At 47.9% G+C, this 16,494-nt stretch carries 11 protein-coding genes, 6 tRNA genes, 2 rRNA genes and 1 CRISPR repeat array (1 of these 20 running past the window's edge); of the genes, 18 read left to right on the top strand and 1 reads right to left on the bottom strand.

All coding sequences use genetic code 11. The features are described from left to right. Nucleotides 1-8: 8 nt before the first annotated feature. The 9 genes from ACRTGH_RS01085 (at nt 9) to ACRTGH_RS01045 (ending at nt 9,655) form a co-directional block, all read left to right on the top strand. On the top strand, nt 9-398 hold the full coding sequence (locus tag ACRTGH_RS01085) for a biotin/lipoyl-containing protein (protein ID WP_368847310.1): 390 nt from the start codon (nt 9-11) through the stop codon (nt 396-398). 237 nt (nt 399-635) lie between these two features. Further along, nucleotides 636-1,777: direct repeats of the CRISPR family, unit length 35 nt; unit sequence ATTTCAAACAAACATCCCCGTAAGGGGACGGAAAC. Nucleotides 1,778-1,850: 73 nt separating this feature from the next. Beyond that, complete coding sequence (cas1, locus tag ACRTGH_RS01080) at nt 1,851-2,849, top strand: CRISPR-associated endonuclease Cas1 (RefSeq protein ID WP_368847311.1); 999 nt, start codon at nt 1,851-1,853, stop codon at nt 2,847-2,849. A gap of 11 nt (nt 2,850-2,860) precedes the next feature. Further along, nucleotides 2,861-3,184 carry a CRISPR-associated endonuclease Cas2 gene (gene cas2, locus ACRTGH_RS01075; protein WP_368847312.1) on the top strand — a complete coding sequence of 108 codons (324 nt, stop codon included), beginning with the start codon at nt 2,861-2,863 and terminating at the stop codon, nt 3,182-3,184. 128 nt (nt 3,185-3,312) lie between these two features. Continuing rightward, a complete protein-coding gene (locus ACRTGH_RS01070; RefSeq protein WP_368847313.1) occupies nt 3,313-3,666 on the top strand; it encodes a hypothetical protein in 354 nt (117 codons plus the stop codon). A gap of 184 nt (nt 3,667-3,850) precedes the next feature. Next, the gene (gene cas6 / locus ACRTGH_RS01065) at nt 3,851-4,606 is read left to right on the top strand and encodes a CRISPR system precrRNA processing endoribonuclease RAMP protein Cas6 (RefSeq protein ID WP_368847314.1); all 756 of its coding nucleotides are present in this window, start codon (nt 3,851-3,853) and stop codon (nt 4,604-4,606) included. 242 nt (nt 4,607-4,848) lie between these two features. After that, nucleotides 4,849-5,997: a DNA adenine methylase gene (locus ACRTGH_RS01060; protein WP_368847315.1), complete on the top strand. Its 1,149-nt coding sequence runs from the start codon at nt 4,849-4,851 to the stop codon at nt 5,995-5,997. Nucleotides 5,998-6,122: 125 nt separating this feature from the next. Beyond that, nucleotides 6,123-7,004 (top strand): type II restriction endonuclease, encoded by an 882-nt coding sequence (locus tag ACRTGH_RS01055; protein ID WP_368847316.1) that lies wholly within the window; start codon nt 6,123-6,125, stop codon nt 7,002-7,004. Further along, a complete protein-coding gene (locus ACRTGH_RS01050; RefSeq protein ID WP_368847317.1) occupies nt 7,004-7,750 on the top strand; it encodes a TRM11 family SAM-dependent methyltransferase in 747 nt (248 codons plus the stop codon). The genes ACRTGH_RS01055 and ACRTGH_RS01050 overlap by 1 nt, the downstream gene beginning before the upstream one ends. Nucleotides 7,751-7,780: 30 nt before the next feature. Further along, nucleotides 7,781-9,655, top strand: coding sequence for an AbiA family abortive infection protein (locus ACRTGH_RS01045; protein WP_368847318.1), 1,875 nt, complete (start codon nt 7,781-7,783; stop codon nt 9,653-9,655). Between the two features lie 457 nt (nt 9,656-10,112). Here ACRTGH_RS01045 and larA read toward each other — a convergent pair whose 3' ends face one another. Continuing rightward, the gene (gene larA, locus ACRTGH_RS01040) at nt 10,113-11,384 is read right to left on the bottom strand and encodes a nickel-dependent lactate racemase (RefSeq protein ID WP_368847319.1); all 1,272 of its coding nucleotides are present in this window, start codon (nt 11,382-11,384) and stop codon (nt 10,113-10,115) included. 179 nt (nt 11,385-11,563) lie between these two features. Between larA and ACRTGH_RS01035 the strand changes: the two genes are divergently transcribed. The 9 genes from ACRTGH_RS01035 to ACRTGH_RS00995 form a co-directional block, all read left to right on the top strand. Continuing rightward, complete coding sequence (locus ACRTGH_RS01035; RefSeq protein ID WP_368847320.1) at nt 11,564-12,130, top strand: phosphoribosyltransferase family protein; 567 nt, start codon at nt 11,564-11,566, stop codon at nt 12,128-12,130. A gap of 79 nt (nt 12,131-12,209) precedes the next feature. Beyond that, nucleotides 12,210-12,284, top strand: a tRNA-Gly gene (locus tag ACRTGH_RS01030). Between the two features lie 6 nt (nt 12,285-12,290). After that, a tRNA-Gly gene (locus ACRTGH_RS01025) sits at nt 12,291-12,365 on the top strand. Between the two features lie 96 nt (nt 12,366-12,461). Next, nucleotides 12,462-12,538: transfer RNA gene (locus ACRTGH_RS01020), tRNA-Ile, on the top strand. 63 nt (nt 12,539-12,601) lie between these two features. Further along, a tRNA-Arg gene (locus ACRTGH_RS01015) sits at nt 12,602-12,679 on the top strand. A gap of 616 nt (nt 12,680-13,295) precedes the next feature. Then, a 16S ribosomal RNA gene (locus ACRTGH_RS01010) occupies nt 13,296-14,850 on the top strand. A gap of 216 nt (nt 14,851-15,066) precedes the next feature. Beyond that, nucleotides 15,067-15,142, top strand: a tRNA-Ala gene (locus ACRTGH_RS01005). Between the two features lie 10 nt (nt 15,143-15,152). Next, nucleotides 15,153-15,229 (top strand) — tRNA-Ile (locus ACRTGH_RS01000). Between the two features lie 155 nt (nt 15,230-15,384). Beyond that, nucleotides 15,385-16,494, top strand: a 23S ribosomal RNA gene (locus tag ACRTGH_RS00995) (it continues 1,808 nt past the right edge of the window). Together the 16S and 23S rRNA genes with 2 tRNA genes alongside form the textbook arrangement of a ribosomal RNA operon.

Genomic DNA, 16,494 nt, shown 5'->3' with positions numbered 1-16,494 from the left:
AATTTACAATGAAAAAGTTCAACATCAAGGTCAATGGCACGAGCTACGAAGTCGAGGTTGAGGAAGAGAAGGTCGCTGGTGCGGCTCCGGCTCCTAAGGCTGCCGCTGCTCCTGCTGCCCCGAAAGCCGCTGCTCCGGCTGCTCCTGCCGCTCCTGCCAAGGCAGCTGTTTCCGCTGGCGCCGGCGAGACTTCCGTCAACGCCCCGATGCCGGGCAAGATCGTCAAGGTTCTCGTTTCCGAAGGCCAGGCTGTCAACTCCGGCGATGTGCTCCTGATTCTCGAAGCCATGAAGATGCAGAACGAAATTGCTGCCACGCAGTCCGGTACGGTCAAGGCGATCAACGTCGCTGCCGGTCAGAGCGTCAAGGTCGGCGATCCGCTCGTTATCGTCGGCTAATTACATAAGCAAAGAACTGCCGCACGCATCCCGTGCGGCAGTTTTATCTTAGAGACAGCATATTGTCTTTTTCAAGAAGATATGATATACTGTAATCGTGAAATCCCCGCCGCGCCAGTAGGGACAAGGGCTGAAGCCTGTTTTGCAGAAAAAATGAAGCAGCAGGAAGGCAAAAAACACATCCCCGCCGCAAAATGCATTTTCCGCCCAGACGCAGCAAGGGTTTGCAAGGCCAGGATTTCAAACAAACATCCCCGTAAGGGGACGGAAACGTTCCTCCTGTCTTTAACTTGCCCTGAGCGGTACTTCCGATTTCAAACAAACATCCCCGTAAGGGGACGGAAACTTATAAAGAAGATGCAAACAAATGACTACTCTGAATTTCAAACAAACATCCCCGTAAGGGGACGGAAACTTGATTAAATACTCTCATATCGTTGAGTGTCATTTTCATATTTCAAACAAACATCCCCGTAAGGGGACGGAAACTACAGGGAACTCTATCTCAAACTCTTTCTGTTTATCCTATTTCAAACAAACATCCCCGTAAGGGGACGGAAACGAAGAAAGAAGAAAACAAAGAGAAAGCTAAGAATAAAATTTCAAACAAACATCCCCGTAAGGGGACGGAAACGAGACAAGAGACAATATGTTCCTCATAAAGTTCAGATTGATTTCAAACAAACATCCCCGTAAGGGGACGGAAACCGCCCTTTCCCCTACCGACTAAGCGAGTAGACCAACGAGATATTTCAAACAAACATCCCCGTAAGGGGACGGAAACAAGGAGCATAACCTGTTGAAAGGGCAAGACCATCCCCGAATTTCAAACAAACATCCCCGTAAGGGGACGGAAACTGCGACAGAATAACATTGGAAGCAAATACTGTTTTCATTTTATTTCAAACAAACATCCCCGTAAGGGGACGGAAACTGCGTCATCTTTCTGCCGATAAATCTCGATGTGCACGGATATTTCAAACAAACATCCCCGTAAGGGGACGGAAACGAATAAACACCCATACTCCAATCGCGAATTTCTACAATTTCAAACAAACATCCCCGTAAGGGGACGGAAACTGTCTGCTTGCGCTCCAACAAGAGCGCGGAAGCCGCGGCAAATTTCAAACAAACATCCCCGTAAGGGGACGGAAACTCTAAATGGGCCACGCCGTTCTCGTCGAGGTAAAACGGGTTATTTCAAACAAACATCCCCGTAAGGGGACGGAAACCAAGGCAAGGCGCGGCGTACATCGTCGGGCCCTGCGGATTTCAAACAAACATCCCCGTAAGGGGACGGAAACTTGAAGGCTTCTTCAATCGACTCCGCCTCCTCCGGCTCAAATTTTAAACACACATCCCCGTAAGGGGACGGAAATGCGACAGGCGCACGGTTTTCCCATGATTTCAAAGACACATCTGCATGGGACGATGGCTTTTGGAGGTGGGGAAATGAGCTTTGTTTATATCACGGAAGAGGGCGCGTATATTCAGAAGCGCGGCGGGAATTTTGTTGTGGGACGCAACCGTGAGTGTGTGATGGAGATTCCCGAGGAGGTTTTGGAAGGGCTGACGCTGATCGACAGCGTGCAGGTTTCTTCGAAAGCGATGGTGGAACTTTTGCGCCTCGGTGTTCCTGTTACTTGGCTTTCCGGTACAGGCTCCTTTTTTGGGCGGCTGGAATCGACGCGTCATGTCAATGTTTTTCGACAGGAAAAACAGATTTTATTAAAAGGGTCACCTTTTTGTCTCGCGTTGGGGCGAAAGGTCATTGCAGCAAAGGTGCATAACCAGCTGACCTTGCTGCGTCGTCTGAACCGTCAGGCAGAAATGCCTGAGATTCGGAAGAGAATTGAGGAAATTCTTTCTTTGCGCAAGCATATCTTCCAATGTGATACGAGCGAACAGCTTATGGGATACGAAGGCATTATCGCCAGGATTTATTTTCAGGCGTTGGGTATGCTTGTACCGCAGGAGTTTTCCTTTTCACGGCGCAGCAAACAGCCGCCTCTTGATGCTTTTAATTCGATGCTGAGTTTTGGCTATACGCTCCTTATGTATGATATTTATACCGTTTTGAACAATGAGGGTCTGCATCCTTATTTTGGTTTTCTTCATGCCTTGAAGAATCGTCATCCCGCATTGGCTTCTGACCTCATGGAGGAGTGGAGGGCGGTTCTTGTGGATTCTATGGTGCTTGCTCTCGTGCATCATCATGAGATTAAAATGGAGCATTTTACAGCGGCAAAGGATGGCCGTCTAGGCATATTCCTGACGCGAGAAGGGCGTGTGATTTTCCTGCGGGCTTATGAGAAGAAGCTCAAGACAGTGAATCAATATATTGAGGGAAAACATTCCTATCGCCGCAGCCTTGCTTATCAGGCCGGTCAATATGCACAGGCTCTGATGGCAGAAAACGAAGGGATCTATGAGCCGATTTCATTGCGGTGAGGTGGTCTGACATGAACTGGGAGATGGAGTATGAGGAGAGCGAGTTTATTGCTGAGGATGTGCGGCGCTATATCGTGCTCGTGATTTATGACATCACGGATGACAAAAGGCGCAGCCGTATGGTCAAGTGCGTGGAGCGCTATGGTGTTCGTGTGCAGAAATCTGCTTTTGAGGCATTTTTAGACGAGAAAAAGTACGAGCGGCTTGTCGAGGAGACGAGCCGCTTGATTGATGTGGAGACGGATTCCTTGCGTATTTATTTGCTGGCAAACCATACTTCGGTTCGTTCCTGGGGTGTGGGAGATCGCCATGTGGAAGACGTTATCATTTTTTAAGAAACCGGCAGAAAATTTTCTTAAATATTTTGTTCAACTTGCACTTGCAGTTTAGGGCGGTTTTTGCTTGCAATAAAACATCGTATGATGTATCTTAGAGAAAAGAATATTTCTAAGGAGATCAAAACATGAAACGTATTTTAGCATATCTTTTTATCCTATTTGCACTCACGCTAGGACTGCAGGCGACGAGTGTTAAGGACGCAAATGCTGCTGATTGCTGGGTGTATAACAACGAAACTACAAACTGGTTTGTGATGGATGAGACAATCCGGTGGCGTGAAGATGGTCTATATTGTGAAGCCCAGATCAAGACCGCATCAAGAAATGTATATAATACAGCCAAAACTAAGATACATTATGAAAAGTTCTTTTACGATAACGGAATATGGTACGTTAAGCCTGAAAGAGGCAATCCTGTGTCGGTAGATGATTCTCCGTCAGCACAAGCTGTCCTCAACTTTTTGTTCAAATATCGCTGAAACAAGAGATAAAAAATGAAGGGATATATGCCTTATTTGCACGCCATGATTGCTATCCGTTTTAAGAATCGTTGATAAATGAAGTTTGTCGGATTGGTGCAAGCTGCACGCACAATGTATGCGACGTGGATGTTTTTGTGCGTGTGGTTTGTCATGGCCTTTGTCGCATGGAGGAGATTGGGTAATGCTGCGTCTTTTTGAAGCGGAACTCGTGCTGCCTGCGGGCGAGCGCACGGTAAACTCTATGGGCTCTATCCTGCATGGGGCGTTGATGGAATTTCTGCCCGACTGGCTTGTGGAGGCGCTGCATAAGCAGGACATGCGCCCTTACAGCCAGAGCATCGTTTGGGACAAGGAGCGGGGCGCTGCGCTCTGGCGGATCGGCGTCCTGGAAGAGGTCACGGGACTGGCAATTGCAGAGGTGCTCGATCAGGTGCAGGGATTTTTTCTGCGGCAGAAGGGTTACGAGGTCGTCCTGAGGAAGGTTCGTTTTTTGGAAGAGCGTTCCTATGAGGATGTCGCGGACGAGTTTTTTCTCGCGGAAGAGGCGCCTAAGGGCGTGGAGCTTTCCTTTCGCTCGCCTGCAAGTTTCAAGCGGGACGGACAGTATGTGATGCTGCCGGAAGTCGGGTTGATCTGCCAAAGCCTTCTCATGCGTTGGAATCGTTTTTCAGAGGAAATCCGCCTGGAGGAGGATGAGCTGGTGCAGAAGCTTGCTTCTTCCTGTCGGCTCTGGCAATATATGCTGCGTTCTGCACCGTTTTCTTTGGAGGGGAAGACGATCCGCGGCTTCCGGGGCGAGATGGGGCTGCGCTTTTTTGGTACGGATGCGGTACGGCGCATCCTTGGGATGCTCTTCACCTTCGCACCGTTCGCCGGCGTAGGCATCAAGACGGCGCTCGGCATGGGTGCGGTGGAGGCAAGGATTCGGAAGGATTGAAGGGTGGAAAGGATATTATTCTCGCCTGCGGGCGATGCAGATCCTGTGCGTGGCTGTTACGATGGCGCCTGTCTGCATATTGTCCGTCATTATAAGCCGAAGCGAGCGAGCCTTTTCATATGCAGGAGATGGATGAGTATCTGGAAATATTAGAAAAAGCCGAGGAATATCCGTCTGTAACACGTAATCGCCCATAGGAGAAAACAAGCTCCTGTGGGCGATGTTTCTATGTAGTAAAAATCTTGCAGAAGAAAGCAGGTGGTATTGCTAATATTCGCGTTCTAGAATATAATGCTATCATTGAATATGGAGGTGCTGTTATGGATTTTATGTCTGCCAGAGAAGCTGCTGATAAGTGGGGGATTTCGCAAAGGCGAGTCGCTGTTCTCTGCTCTGAAAATAGGATTGACAATGCAACAATGGTTGGCAATATGTGGATTATTCCTACGATTGCCGAAAAGCCCATTGATGCAAGGAGATCTCATTATACAAAGAGCGATGAAAAAAAAGTAAAACCTTTTTTGAAGTGGGCCGGCGGCAAAGGGCAGTTGCTTTTTGAGATAGAAAAATACTATCCGTTTGAAAATAAAAAAATCACGAAATACGCCGAGCCTTTTGTTGGCAGCGGTGCGGTGCTTTTTGATATACTGAGCAAATATGAGCTTGAAGCCGTATATATCAGCGATATTAACGCTGAACTCATCAATACATACGGCGCTATCCGAGATGATATTGACGAATTGATTGAACTGCTGATGGCTATACGGGATGAATTTGTGCCAATGGGCACGGATAATCGGAAAACATACTATTTGCTAAAAAGAGAGCGTTTCAATGATTTGAAGGTAAACGGTAAGGAAAGCAGTGACATCGAAAAAGCGGCTCTTATGATTTTCCTTAACAAGACGTGCTTTAATGGATTGTTCCGTGTAAATAAAAAAGGCTTATTCAATGTGCCTATGGGCTCTTACAAGAATCCTATGATATGTGATGAGGAGAATCTGCGAGCTGTTTCTGAAAAACTTCAAAATGTAACTATTGTGTGCGGAGATTACAGAGAATCTGCTGATTTCATTGATGACCGTACGTTTGTTTATTTCGATCCCCCGTATCGTCCCATTACGGACACAGCAAATTTTACTGCATACACGAAGAATCTTTTCGATGATGATGAACAGATTAAGCTTGCAAAATTCGCTGATGATTTGCATAGAAGAGGGGCAAAGGTTGTTGTTAGCAATTCCGACCCCAAGAACTCTAATGCGGAAGACGATTTCTTTGATAGCATCTATTCCTCCCATAAAATCAAACGTGTTGAAGCAACCCGTATGATTAATTGCAACAGCGAAGCAAGAGGAAAAATAAAAGAACTGCTTATTTCAAACTTTTAAAGGGAACGAATATAGGAATCGCGGATGAATTTAGTCACCCATCTTCACACATCTGGGTGACTTCGTTTTGTCAGTGATTCCTAAAGTTGTGTCAATAGCAGGCTTCGAAGCAAGAAAGGATTCATATGGCAAAGAGAAATTTTAGCGCGTGGCTGTCTGGTTTTCGTGACAGTATCGCGGATTATGGGTACTACATAGATTTTGAAAAAGTCCATCGCAATGTGGAGGCCATCAAGATTGAGCTTAATATCCTCAATTCACTTATCGGCTCTAAAAAAATCGAAGAGGATTTCAAAGCATTAGTCAAGAAATATCCCGAGACGCTGAAATGTATTCCGCTTCTTATTGCCGTCAGAGCCAATGAAATATACTGCCAGGACGAAAATGGCGGTTATCTGTATCGGTTTGACTTTGGTAAATATCCGCTTAATAGTTATGTTCACTATGAACGCTACGCATATTTTATGAAGCATACGGGGCTTTTCGATTTGCTTGAAAACCATATTATCAACAATCTTGTTGACTATGTAACAGGCGTTGAGACTGGCCTTGATTCTAACGGTCGTAAGAATCGCGGCGGTCATTTGATGGAGAATCTGGTTGAAGGGTTCATCAAGAAAGCTGGTTTTGTAAAGGATAAAACCTATTTCAAGGAAATGTATATTCATCAGATTACTGCAAAATGGGGCATTGACCTTTCTGCGATCTCCAATCAAGGAAAGATGGAAAAGCGTTTTGATTTCGTTGTGAAAACGTCTGCCATGATTTATGGCATTGAAACGAATTTCTATGGCAGCGGCGGAAGCAAGCTCAATGAAACTGCCCGTAGCTATAAAGTGCTTGCGTTGGAAACGGATACGATGAACGATTTTACTTTCGTTTGGTTTACAGACGGCAAGGGATGGACAAGTGCCCGAAACAACCTTGAAGAAACTTTTGATGTGATGGATCACATCTATAATATCAAAGATCTGGAGAGCGGTGTCATCACGGAGGTTTTCCGATAATGGCAAAAAAAATCACAAAATGGGAACCGGAAGATTTTGAGTTGGAAATGACAACGCATTGGTCTTTTCCCAAGCGCGGCGATTGGGCTACCCATGATGCAAAATGGCGTGGAAATTGGTCGCCGTATATTCCGCGAAATATTCTTCTCCGATATTCCCAAGAGGGAGACTTGGTTCTCGATTCGTTCGTAGGCGGTGGCACAACGCTTGTTGAAGCCAAATTGCTTAATCGCAACATAATCGGCATTGATGTCAACGATGTTGCGCTTGCGCGCTGTAAAGAAAAGGTGGACTTTGAACATGAGGGTGCTGATGGCAAGGTTTATATACATAAAGGAGATGCCCGTCATTTGGATTTTGTGCTGGATAACAGCATTGACCTTATCTGTACACATCCGCCGTATGCTAATATTATTCAATACAGTGAAAATGTCGAGGGAGATTTGTCTCATTTGAAGGTCAAAGATTTCCTGGAAGAGATGAAATCTGTGGCTGCCGAAAGCTATCGTGTATTGAAGAGAGACAAGTTCTGCGCTGTTTTAATGGGTGACACGCGCCAAAAAGGGCATATGATCCCAATGTCTTTTGAGGTTATGCGTGTTTTTGAGGATGCTGGTTTTAAGCTAAAAGAGTTGATAATCAAGGAACAGCACAACTGCAAGGCTACAGGATATTGGAAAACAAACAGCGTAAAATATAACTTTCTGTTGATAGCGCATGAGTATCTGTTCGTGTTTAGAAAGTAAAGGCATGAATTTTGAGAGGAGGCGGTGTATTTGTTTGAAATTTCGTATGATACTTGGAAAAGTGTCTGCGATATGTATTTTTCATTAAATGCAGGCTCACAAAACGCGTATCTGCAATGGTTTCCTTTCGGAAAGCTTTCCTCTGCCGAGAAAGAAACAATTTCTGGAGAAGATTTTTATAACAGATATATCAAAATGGCTTCGTTTATGTTTTTTTCTTCTGCTATGCATCAGTCAGAAAATTATTTGCAAAAAGGAGATGGTAGTTTTCGCGATTCATCGCTTATTGCACCTGTTCTGTTTTTGTTTTTGCAGGCGATAGGATTGGAAATACACAATCACTATTCGCCCATCAGACCGTCCGATATATCCGTTTATTATGCTGGCAACTATGAGCATTTACGCCCTAAATATAAACAGGACTATGATGATTTTTTCAAAGAGATAAATGCCTCTGTTGATGAGTATCAATATTTTATCAAAACAGACATTACCAATTTCTTTGCAAATATAAGTGTTGATAAGTTGATTGCACAAGTAGATAAAATTTGTAACGCTGGAGCCGTAGTGTTCTCTCAAACACAGTTGCAATTGTTCAAAGAACTGCTTATATATTGTGGTAATGGTAGATTCCCACTGATTGAAAACAGTGTTGGCTCATCATTTCTTGCAACAGTTGTCTATCTTGATGCTATAGACAAGGCTCTTCACGAATATATTTCGACTAATATGAAGGCGTTCTCTTCTTTCCATATGGTTCGTTATGTTGATGATATGTACATACTTATTTCAACAGATAAACCTGTTGGATATTTGCATGAGGCTTACAATGAAATAAGAAACGAGTATTCATCAATTCTCAAAAAATTCGGCTTAGCATTAAACGCTAAAAAATGCTGTTTGAAAGAGTCTAGGGAAATCAATCAAGAACTTAAAAAATCATTATACGATGAATACTTTAACGGGAAAAGACATGATATCGAGGAATTGTTCTCTGGTGCACTGTGCCGTTTTTTGAATGCTTTGGCTAGCAAATTGCTTTCGGACAGTATTGATATAGAAAGATACAATGAACTGATCAATGAGCAATTTTCTTCGGACGATATAGAATTTACTCCGAGTGAGGTTTTTAATTATTTTGTGTATGAAGATGAGAATGAATTGCAGTCAGAGCCGGTGGCTAAAAAAATCGTTGAACTTGTTGAGAAAAGCATATCATTTATTAGCCTTGATCCTAAGCGGCTTACAGTAATGATTGTGAAAACTAAAAGTGATACGGCTATTAAAGGTTTTTTGAATCAACTTTTCAGGAAAAACCGTTCAGGTAAGTGGAATTTCTATGATACAACCATAGCGATTTCTTACTTAATACAGAGAAAATTTAGGCATAGGGATTTGTTAGACATTCTTTCTAATCGGCATCCAGCTCTTTATAGTTATTATTTTCATCATTGCAAAAATAGTACAATCTGCTGCGTTAATCTTTGGGAGGTAAATCGGTTAGTCGAAATTATTGCCCAAGATAGCAAAGCTCACTATCTTTACTTTATGTACTTATGTGAGAAGAAACGCGCAAACTATATGGTAGCTTTCGCTTACTACAAGAATTATTTTGATCGAGTAACAGCAGATTTGGATTTTGCATACAGTAATGACTCAAGGCTCAAAAAGCCCAATTACAAAGGTTTTTATAAAGAGCGTGAACTTATAAACTTCTACGCTGGTATTGAGAATAGCGAAACTGTTATCAAAGATGCCCATAAATTAAGAAATGCAAATCCGTTATCACATGCATCGTCTGAATTGCTTGATAGCAACAACACATCAGAAAACTTGTGTAAATCCATGAAGGCTCTTTCAAAGTTGATATATGGATATATATCTAAGCATAAAGAGCAAACTTGAGTTCAATTTAAAAACGGAATGATGTAAGCATTCTGTGGCAACAAAAAATCAGATAGACCGTACTATCTGAATAATGAAAACATTGTAAATAAACTGAGCTGAATTCCATGGTTAATTCCATAAGCAAACTTGTTTAGAATAGGTTTGATGGAAGCGAGTGAGAATGATTCGATTATGCTGTGAAGCGCCCAAAACGGGCAGCTGTGTATCGGAAATATACAGATGCGAGAATTTGGACGCACAGTATACAAAGACGTAGGAGACTTCTATAAAAAGTTTAAGTTTTTTGGTGCAATGCAATAAAGCCGTTTCTGGTTTATCCATGCGCTATGATGCTCTTCAAGCATTTGTTCCGGTAAGATCTTTCATACTGCAGAGATATAAGACAAGGAGGCCGCACATGGAACCGTTTGGTTCCATGTGCGGCCTCCTTGTGTGAGACGAATGGGTTTTCTTCTTAGCGGACGATGACGGAAACGCCGTCGGGGATGACGGTGACTTTTGCGTCTTTGCCCTTGATTTCGAAGGCGCGCTTCAGGGCCTCGTCGAAGGTCAGGGCATGTTCCATATGCATGTCGCGGATCATCTGCGGGTCGCAGAGATCCGTAACCATGATGACTGTGAAGCGGTCGAGGATGCGTGCGAGGATTTGCATCTCCCACTGGTCAGGCAGCGTGTCTTCCTGCGGCGTTGTTTCGATTTGGTCGAGCAGTTCGCGCGGCGTTTTGGCTGCCTTCAGGGTCTTGTAGAAGGATTCGCCGCCGTGGCCGTCGTTGCAGGCTGCGACCATGATGATGACGCCGCCTTCGTTGCAGTTGGCTTCGGCCGCCGTCATGCCCTTGACCGCTTGATATATGTTCTGGTCGAGCGGGTAGCCGCCGTTCGTCGAGACGACGATGTCGGACGGGTTGCGCTTGATTTCGGCGAGTGTGCGCACATAGTCGCAGCCCGTGATGTGGGCTTCCTGGCTGTCGCCGGCAAACGCGGCGATGACTTCTTTTTCCGCATTGATGACGACGTTCAGGATAAAGGCGAGCTTCGCTTCTTTCGCCGCGTGGAGCATGTCGCGATGAATCGGGTTGCCTTCTAGGATGCCCGTGCGGGCCTTGTCGCTCTTGATGAATTTGCTGCAGTGGTTCGCCATGACCGTTTTGGCAGAAGCGATGCCGGGCAGGATCGCTTTGCGGCCGCCCGAGAAGCCGGCGAAGAAGTGCGACTCGATGAAGCCTTCGGCGATGAGGAGGTCGGTGTCGATGGCAGCGCGGTTGATGAGCAGCTTGCCGCCCGACGGCAGCAGGCCGAGGTCTGCCATGGCCGCGTCGTCCTGTGAATCGTGGATGATGATCTTCTCGTTCTTGACGATGTCTTCGCCGAAGCGGTCGACGAGCTCTTCATGCGTCGTCGCGCGGTGGAAGCCCGTTGCGATGAGGATCGAGATGTCGATCGAAGGGTTCGCCTCGCGGATGCGGCGCAAAAGAATCGGCATTGTTACGCGGCTCGGCACAGGGCGCGTGTGATCGCTCGTGATGATGACCATGCGCTTCTTGCCCTTGACAAGTTCTTCGAGTTTGGGGCTGCCGATGGCGTTGTCAAGCGCGCGTTCGACGATTTCCTCCTGCGTGCCCGGCTGCTCTTTGCCTTCGGGGTGCGACTCAAGTATGCCAAGGAAGTTTTCGTCTGGAATGTTGATTTCCATCTTGCCTTTGCTGTAGGGAATTTTCAACTGCATTATTCCACGCTCCTTTATTGTTGGTATCGCTAAAAATACATCGCATCTATTATATCATAGTAAGAATTATTCAAGCAACGACTGCGTTGCTTTTGACGGGAATTTCTCCTATAATTGAAGTGTAGGCGGTTTGGAATATGCGCCGATGCCTGGAGTTTGGATGAAGGAGACTGAGGGAAATGGCAGAGAGGACTTATATGCTGAAGGTGGCGGGCGTCCAAAGGGAGCTCCCCATCCTTGATGTTACGGATAAACTGGCGATTGCGGGCTTCATCATGCTCGGCGATGTCGAGCTTACGGATGCCTGCGCAAGGGCGCTTGCTGCGCGCGTCCCGAAAGAAACCGATATCATTTTGACGGCGGAGACGAAGGGGATCCCGCTCGCGGCAGAGCTTGCCCGCTGTTTGGGCATGAAGCGTTACGTTGTGGCGCGGAAGTCGGTCAAGGCGTATATGGAAAATGCCGTCTGGGTCGAGGATCGCTCGATCACGACGAAAGGCGTGCAGCAGCTTTGTCTCGATGGGGTGGATATAGAGCGGATCCGCGGCAGAAATGTGCTTTTGTTGGATGACGTGGTGTCGACGGGCGGTTCGATGAAGGCTCTGACGGAGCTGGCAGAAAAAGCCGGCGGAAGGGTTGTGGGCGAGGCCTGCGTGCTGGCGGAAGGGGCGGCAGCAGAGCGCAGCGATATCATTTTTTTGGAGGCTTTGCCGCTTTTTGAGGCGGCGCGGCAAGGAGATTTATGAAAAAGGGTTGACAAGACTTTTCTTAACGGTTAAAATATACTCTGTCAGCCAGCGTGTACAGCGCTGGGGGACAGATCAAGCGGAAGTAGCTCAGTGGTAGAGCACCACCTTGCCAAGGTGGGGGTCGCGAGTTCGAGCCTCGTTTTCCGCTCCATATCATGCGGAAGTAGCTCAGTGGTAGAGCACCACCTTGCCAAGGTGGGGGTCGCGAGTTCGAGCCTCGTTTTCCGCTCCATATGATTGTATTTCTCGCAGCGCTTTTGCAGGTTGCGAGAATTTCTTTCCTGAAAGGGCGCATTCTTTTGGGTGCGGCTTGTCGAAATGGCATACTGGGCCTATAGCTCAGTTGGTTAGAGCAGCCGGCTCATAACCGGCCGGTCCCAGGTTCGAGTCCTGGTGGGCCCACCAGTTTACTGTGGATGACAAGGAGCCGGGCGGTGTGCTTGTACGGGGAAGGACAGTCTGCAATATGTCTCGGTAGCTCAGCTGGATTAGAGTATTTGACTACGAATCAAAGGGTCGGGGGTTCGAGTCCCTCCCGGGACACCATTTGTCGTCACCTAAAAATTTCAAAAAAGTTTCAAATGGGTGTTGACAAGGAAGGGCAAATCTTGTATCATTGTACAAGTCGCTGAGAGGCGGCACGCAGAGATGCTGCGCAGGTGCGATGGATTTCCCGTCGGTAGTCCATGTTCTGGCGAACAGGCGAGGGAAGATAAAAAGTGCTTGACGCAAGGTAGTCGATGTGATACAATGACAAAGCTAATTCGAGAGGATTGGCTGGGGAAGCCGGAGCAATTCGGCGGTGTTCCTTGAAAACTAAACAATGCAGAAATGAATCATCTATATGATTCAAGCCAGATGTCCATCAAGAGAGATCTTGATGAAACATCGATTGTGAACTACAAATTGTAAAAGCAATCGACAATTTCTTTATGCGGTTCGAAAGAATCGTATCCAAAGATAAAAAAGAGCCAATCATGGCTCTCTGCTAAAAAAGTAATTTTCTCCACCACGACTGTCCTACAGTTCGAAGCGGAGAAAAAAACGCAGAGATTTTTTCGCTAGGCAAGGCGCAGCGAAGCGACGACCCGCAAGCGTACTCGTGTACGCTGAGGACGCGGCGCGAAGCTGCAACGAAGCATAGCGGAAAAAGATCAAGTTTTTTTCGGAGAGTTTGATCCTGGCTCAGGACGAACGCTGGCGGCGTGCTTAACACATGCAAGTCGAACGGGAACCTTTATTTCGGTAAGGGTGAGAGTGGCAAACGGGTGAGTAACACGTAGGCAACCTGCCGACAGGATGGGGACAACATTCCGAAAGGAATGCTAATACCGAATGAAGTCGAGGGAAGGCATCTTCCTCCGATGAAAGATAGCCTCTGAACATGCTATCACCTGTCGATGGGCCTGCGTCTGATTAGCCAGTTGGCGGGGTAACGGCCCACCAAAGCGACGATCAGTAGCCGGTCTGAGAGGATGAACGGCCACATTGGGACTGAGACACGGCCCAGACTCCTACGGGAGGCAGCAGTGGGGAATCTTCCACAATGGGCGAAAGCCTGATGGAGCAACGCCGCGTGAGTGAAGAAGGTCTTCGGATCGTAAAGCTCTGTTGCAGGGGACGAAAACCGGGTTTGAGAACATTGAGCCTGGGTGACGGTACCTTGCGAGGAAGCCACGGCTAACTACGTGCCAGCAGCCGCGGTAATACGTAGGTGGCGAGCGTTGTCCGGAATTATTGGGCGTAAAGGGAGCGCAGGCGGGCTGCCAAGTCCATCTTAAAAGTGCGGGGCTCAACCCCGTGAGGGGATGGAAACTGGCAGTCTTGAGTGCAGGAGAGGAAAGCGGAATTCCCAGTGTAGCGGTGAAATGCGTAGATATTGGGAGGAACACCAGTGGCGAAGGCGGCTTTCTGGACTGTAACTGACGCTGAGGCTCGAAAGCCAGGGGAGCGAACGGGATTAGATACCCCGGTAGTCCTGGCCGTAAACGATGAATGCTAGGTGTAGGAGGTATCGACCCCTCCTGTGCCGGAGTTAACGCAATAAGCATTCCGCCTGGGGAGTACGGTCGCAAGACTGAAACTCAAAGGAATTGACGGGGGCCCGCACAAGCGGTGGAGTATGTGGTTTAATTCGACGCAACGCGAAGAACCTTACCAGGGCTTGACATTGAGTGAAACGTGTAGAGATACACGCCTCCCTTCGGGGACACGAAAACAGGTGGTGCATGGCTGTCGTCAGCTCGTGTCGTGAGATGTTGGGTTAAGTCCCGCAACGAGCGCAACCCCTGTTCCTTGTTGCCAGCACGTAAAGGTGGGAACTCAAGGGAGACTGCCGTGGAGAACGCGGAGGAAGGCGGGGATGACGTCAAGTCATCATGCCCCTTATGTCCTGGGCTACACACGTACTACAATGGGATGGACAGAGGGAAGCGAGGGCGCGAGCCGGAGCGGATCCCAGAAACCGTCCCCCAGTTCGGATTGCAGGCTGCAACCCGCCTGCATGAAGTCGGAATCGCTAGTAATCGCAGGTCAGCATACTGCGGTGAATACGTTCCCGGGCCTTGTACACACCGCCCGTCACACCACGGAAGTCATTCACGCCCGAAGCCGGCGGGCCAACCGCAAGGAGGCAGCCGTCTAAGGCGGGGGCGATGACTGGGGTGAAGTCGTAACAAGGTAGCCGTATCGGAAGGTGCGGCTGGATCACCTCCTTTCTAAGGTTACAGAGCTGTCGAAGAAGCAAGCCCGAAGGGCGCAGCGGATTCGGAAACAGCTCGTACGCGAAAACGTCCCAAGAACGCGAGCCGAAAGGCGAAGCGCGATTGGGAGACGTTGACCGCGCCGAGCCGTTGCAGCTTGATCTTAAGTCGAGGCATAGGGCTGGCATAAGCCTTTCTGCATTGTCTAGTTTTGAGGGAATACCCCTCTATGGGGGCGTAGCTCAGCTGGGAGAGCACCTGCCTTGCAAGCAGGGGGTCAGGAGTTCGATTCTCCTCGTCTCCACCATACATCATATGGGCCTATAGCTCAGCTGGTTAGAGCGCACGCCTGATAAGCGTGAGGTCAGTAGTTCAAGTCTACTTAGGCCCACCATTTGTACCTTGAAAACTACACAGAAGACAAAATGAAAGAAAATCATCGAAGGCTGTAGCAATACAGCAAAGATTTTCCGAACATTTTAGGATCACAAACCAAGAACATCAGAAATGATGCCTTGAAGGCGAAACACACGATGAAAATCGTGGAAAAGTCAAGCTACGAAAGGCATACGGTGGATGCCTTGGCGTCAGGAGTCGAAGAAGGACGCGATCAGCTGCGAAAAGCCGTGGGGAGCCGCAAATAGGCCTCGATCCACGGATATCCGAATGGGGCAACCCAGTGCGAGTCATGTCGCACTACCCGAAAGGGAGACAAACCCGGTGAACTGAAACATCTAAGTAGCCGGAGGAAAAGTAATCAAACGAGATTCCCTCAGTAGCGGCGAGCGAAGCGGGAAGAGCCCAAACCGAAAGCTTTCGGGCTTTCGGGGTTGAGGACCAGCAGAAAGGGAAAGCAGTCTAGTGGAACGGCATGGGAAGGCCGGGCGAAGAGAGTGAAACCCTCGTACACGAAAGGCTGAAGAACGGGCTGGAATCCAGAGTACCACGGGACACGAGGAACCCTGTGGGAAGCCGGGTGGACCACCATCCAAGGCAAAATACTACCTGACGACCGATAGAGGAAAGTACCGTGAGGGAAAGGCGAAAAGAACCGCGGGAGCGGAGTGAAATAGAACCTGAAACCGTATGTCCACAAGCAGTCGAAGCGCTTTATATGCGCGACGGCGTGCCTATTGAAGAATGAACCGGCGAGTTGTCCTGTCGAGCAAGGTTAAGCGGAAGACGCGGAGCCGAAGCGAAAGCGAGTCTTAAGAGGGCGAAGAGTTCGACGGGGCAGACCCGAAACCACAGTGATCTATGCATGGCCAGGCTGAAACCCAGGTAAAATTGGGCGGAGGGCCGAACCCGTGAGTGTTGAAAAACTTTGGGATGAGCTGTGCATAGGGGTGAAATGCCAATCGAACGTGGAGATAGCTGGTTCTCCCCGAAATAGCTTTAGGGCTAGCCTCGGGCGATGCATGCAGACGGTAGAGCACTGATCGGGCAAGGGGGCGTAAAGCCTACCGACCCCAGTCAAACTGCGAATGGCTGCATGGCAAGCCCGGGAGTCAGCGTGCGAGTGATAAGACCCGTACGCAAGAGGGAAACAGCCCAGACCGCCAGCTAAGGTCCCCAATGCTGTACTAAGTGGAAAAGGATGTAGGAATTCGAAAACAACCAGGATGTTGGCTCAGAAGCAGCCACCATTTAAAGAGTGCG

The sequence above is a fragment of the Selenomonas oralis genome (assembly GCF_051603425.1).
Classification (GTDB): Bacteria; Bacillota; Negativicutes; order Selenomonadales; family Selenomonadaceae; genus Selenomonas; species Selenomonas sputigena_A.
This window is presented reverse-complemented; position numbering and strand designations above follow the sequence as displayed.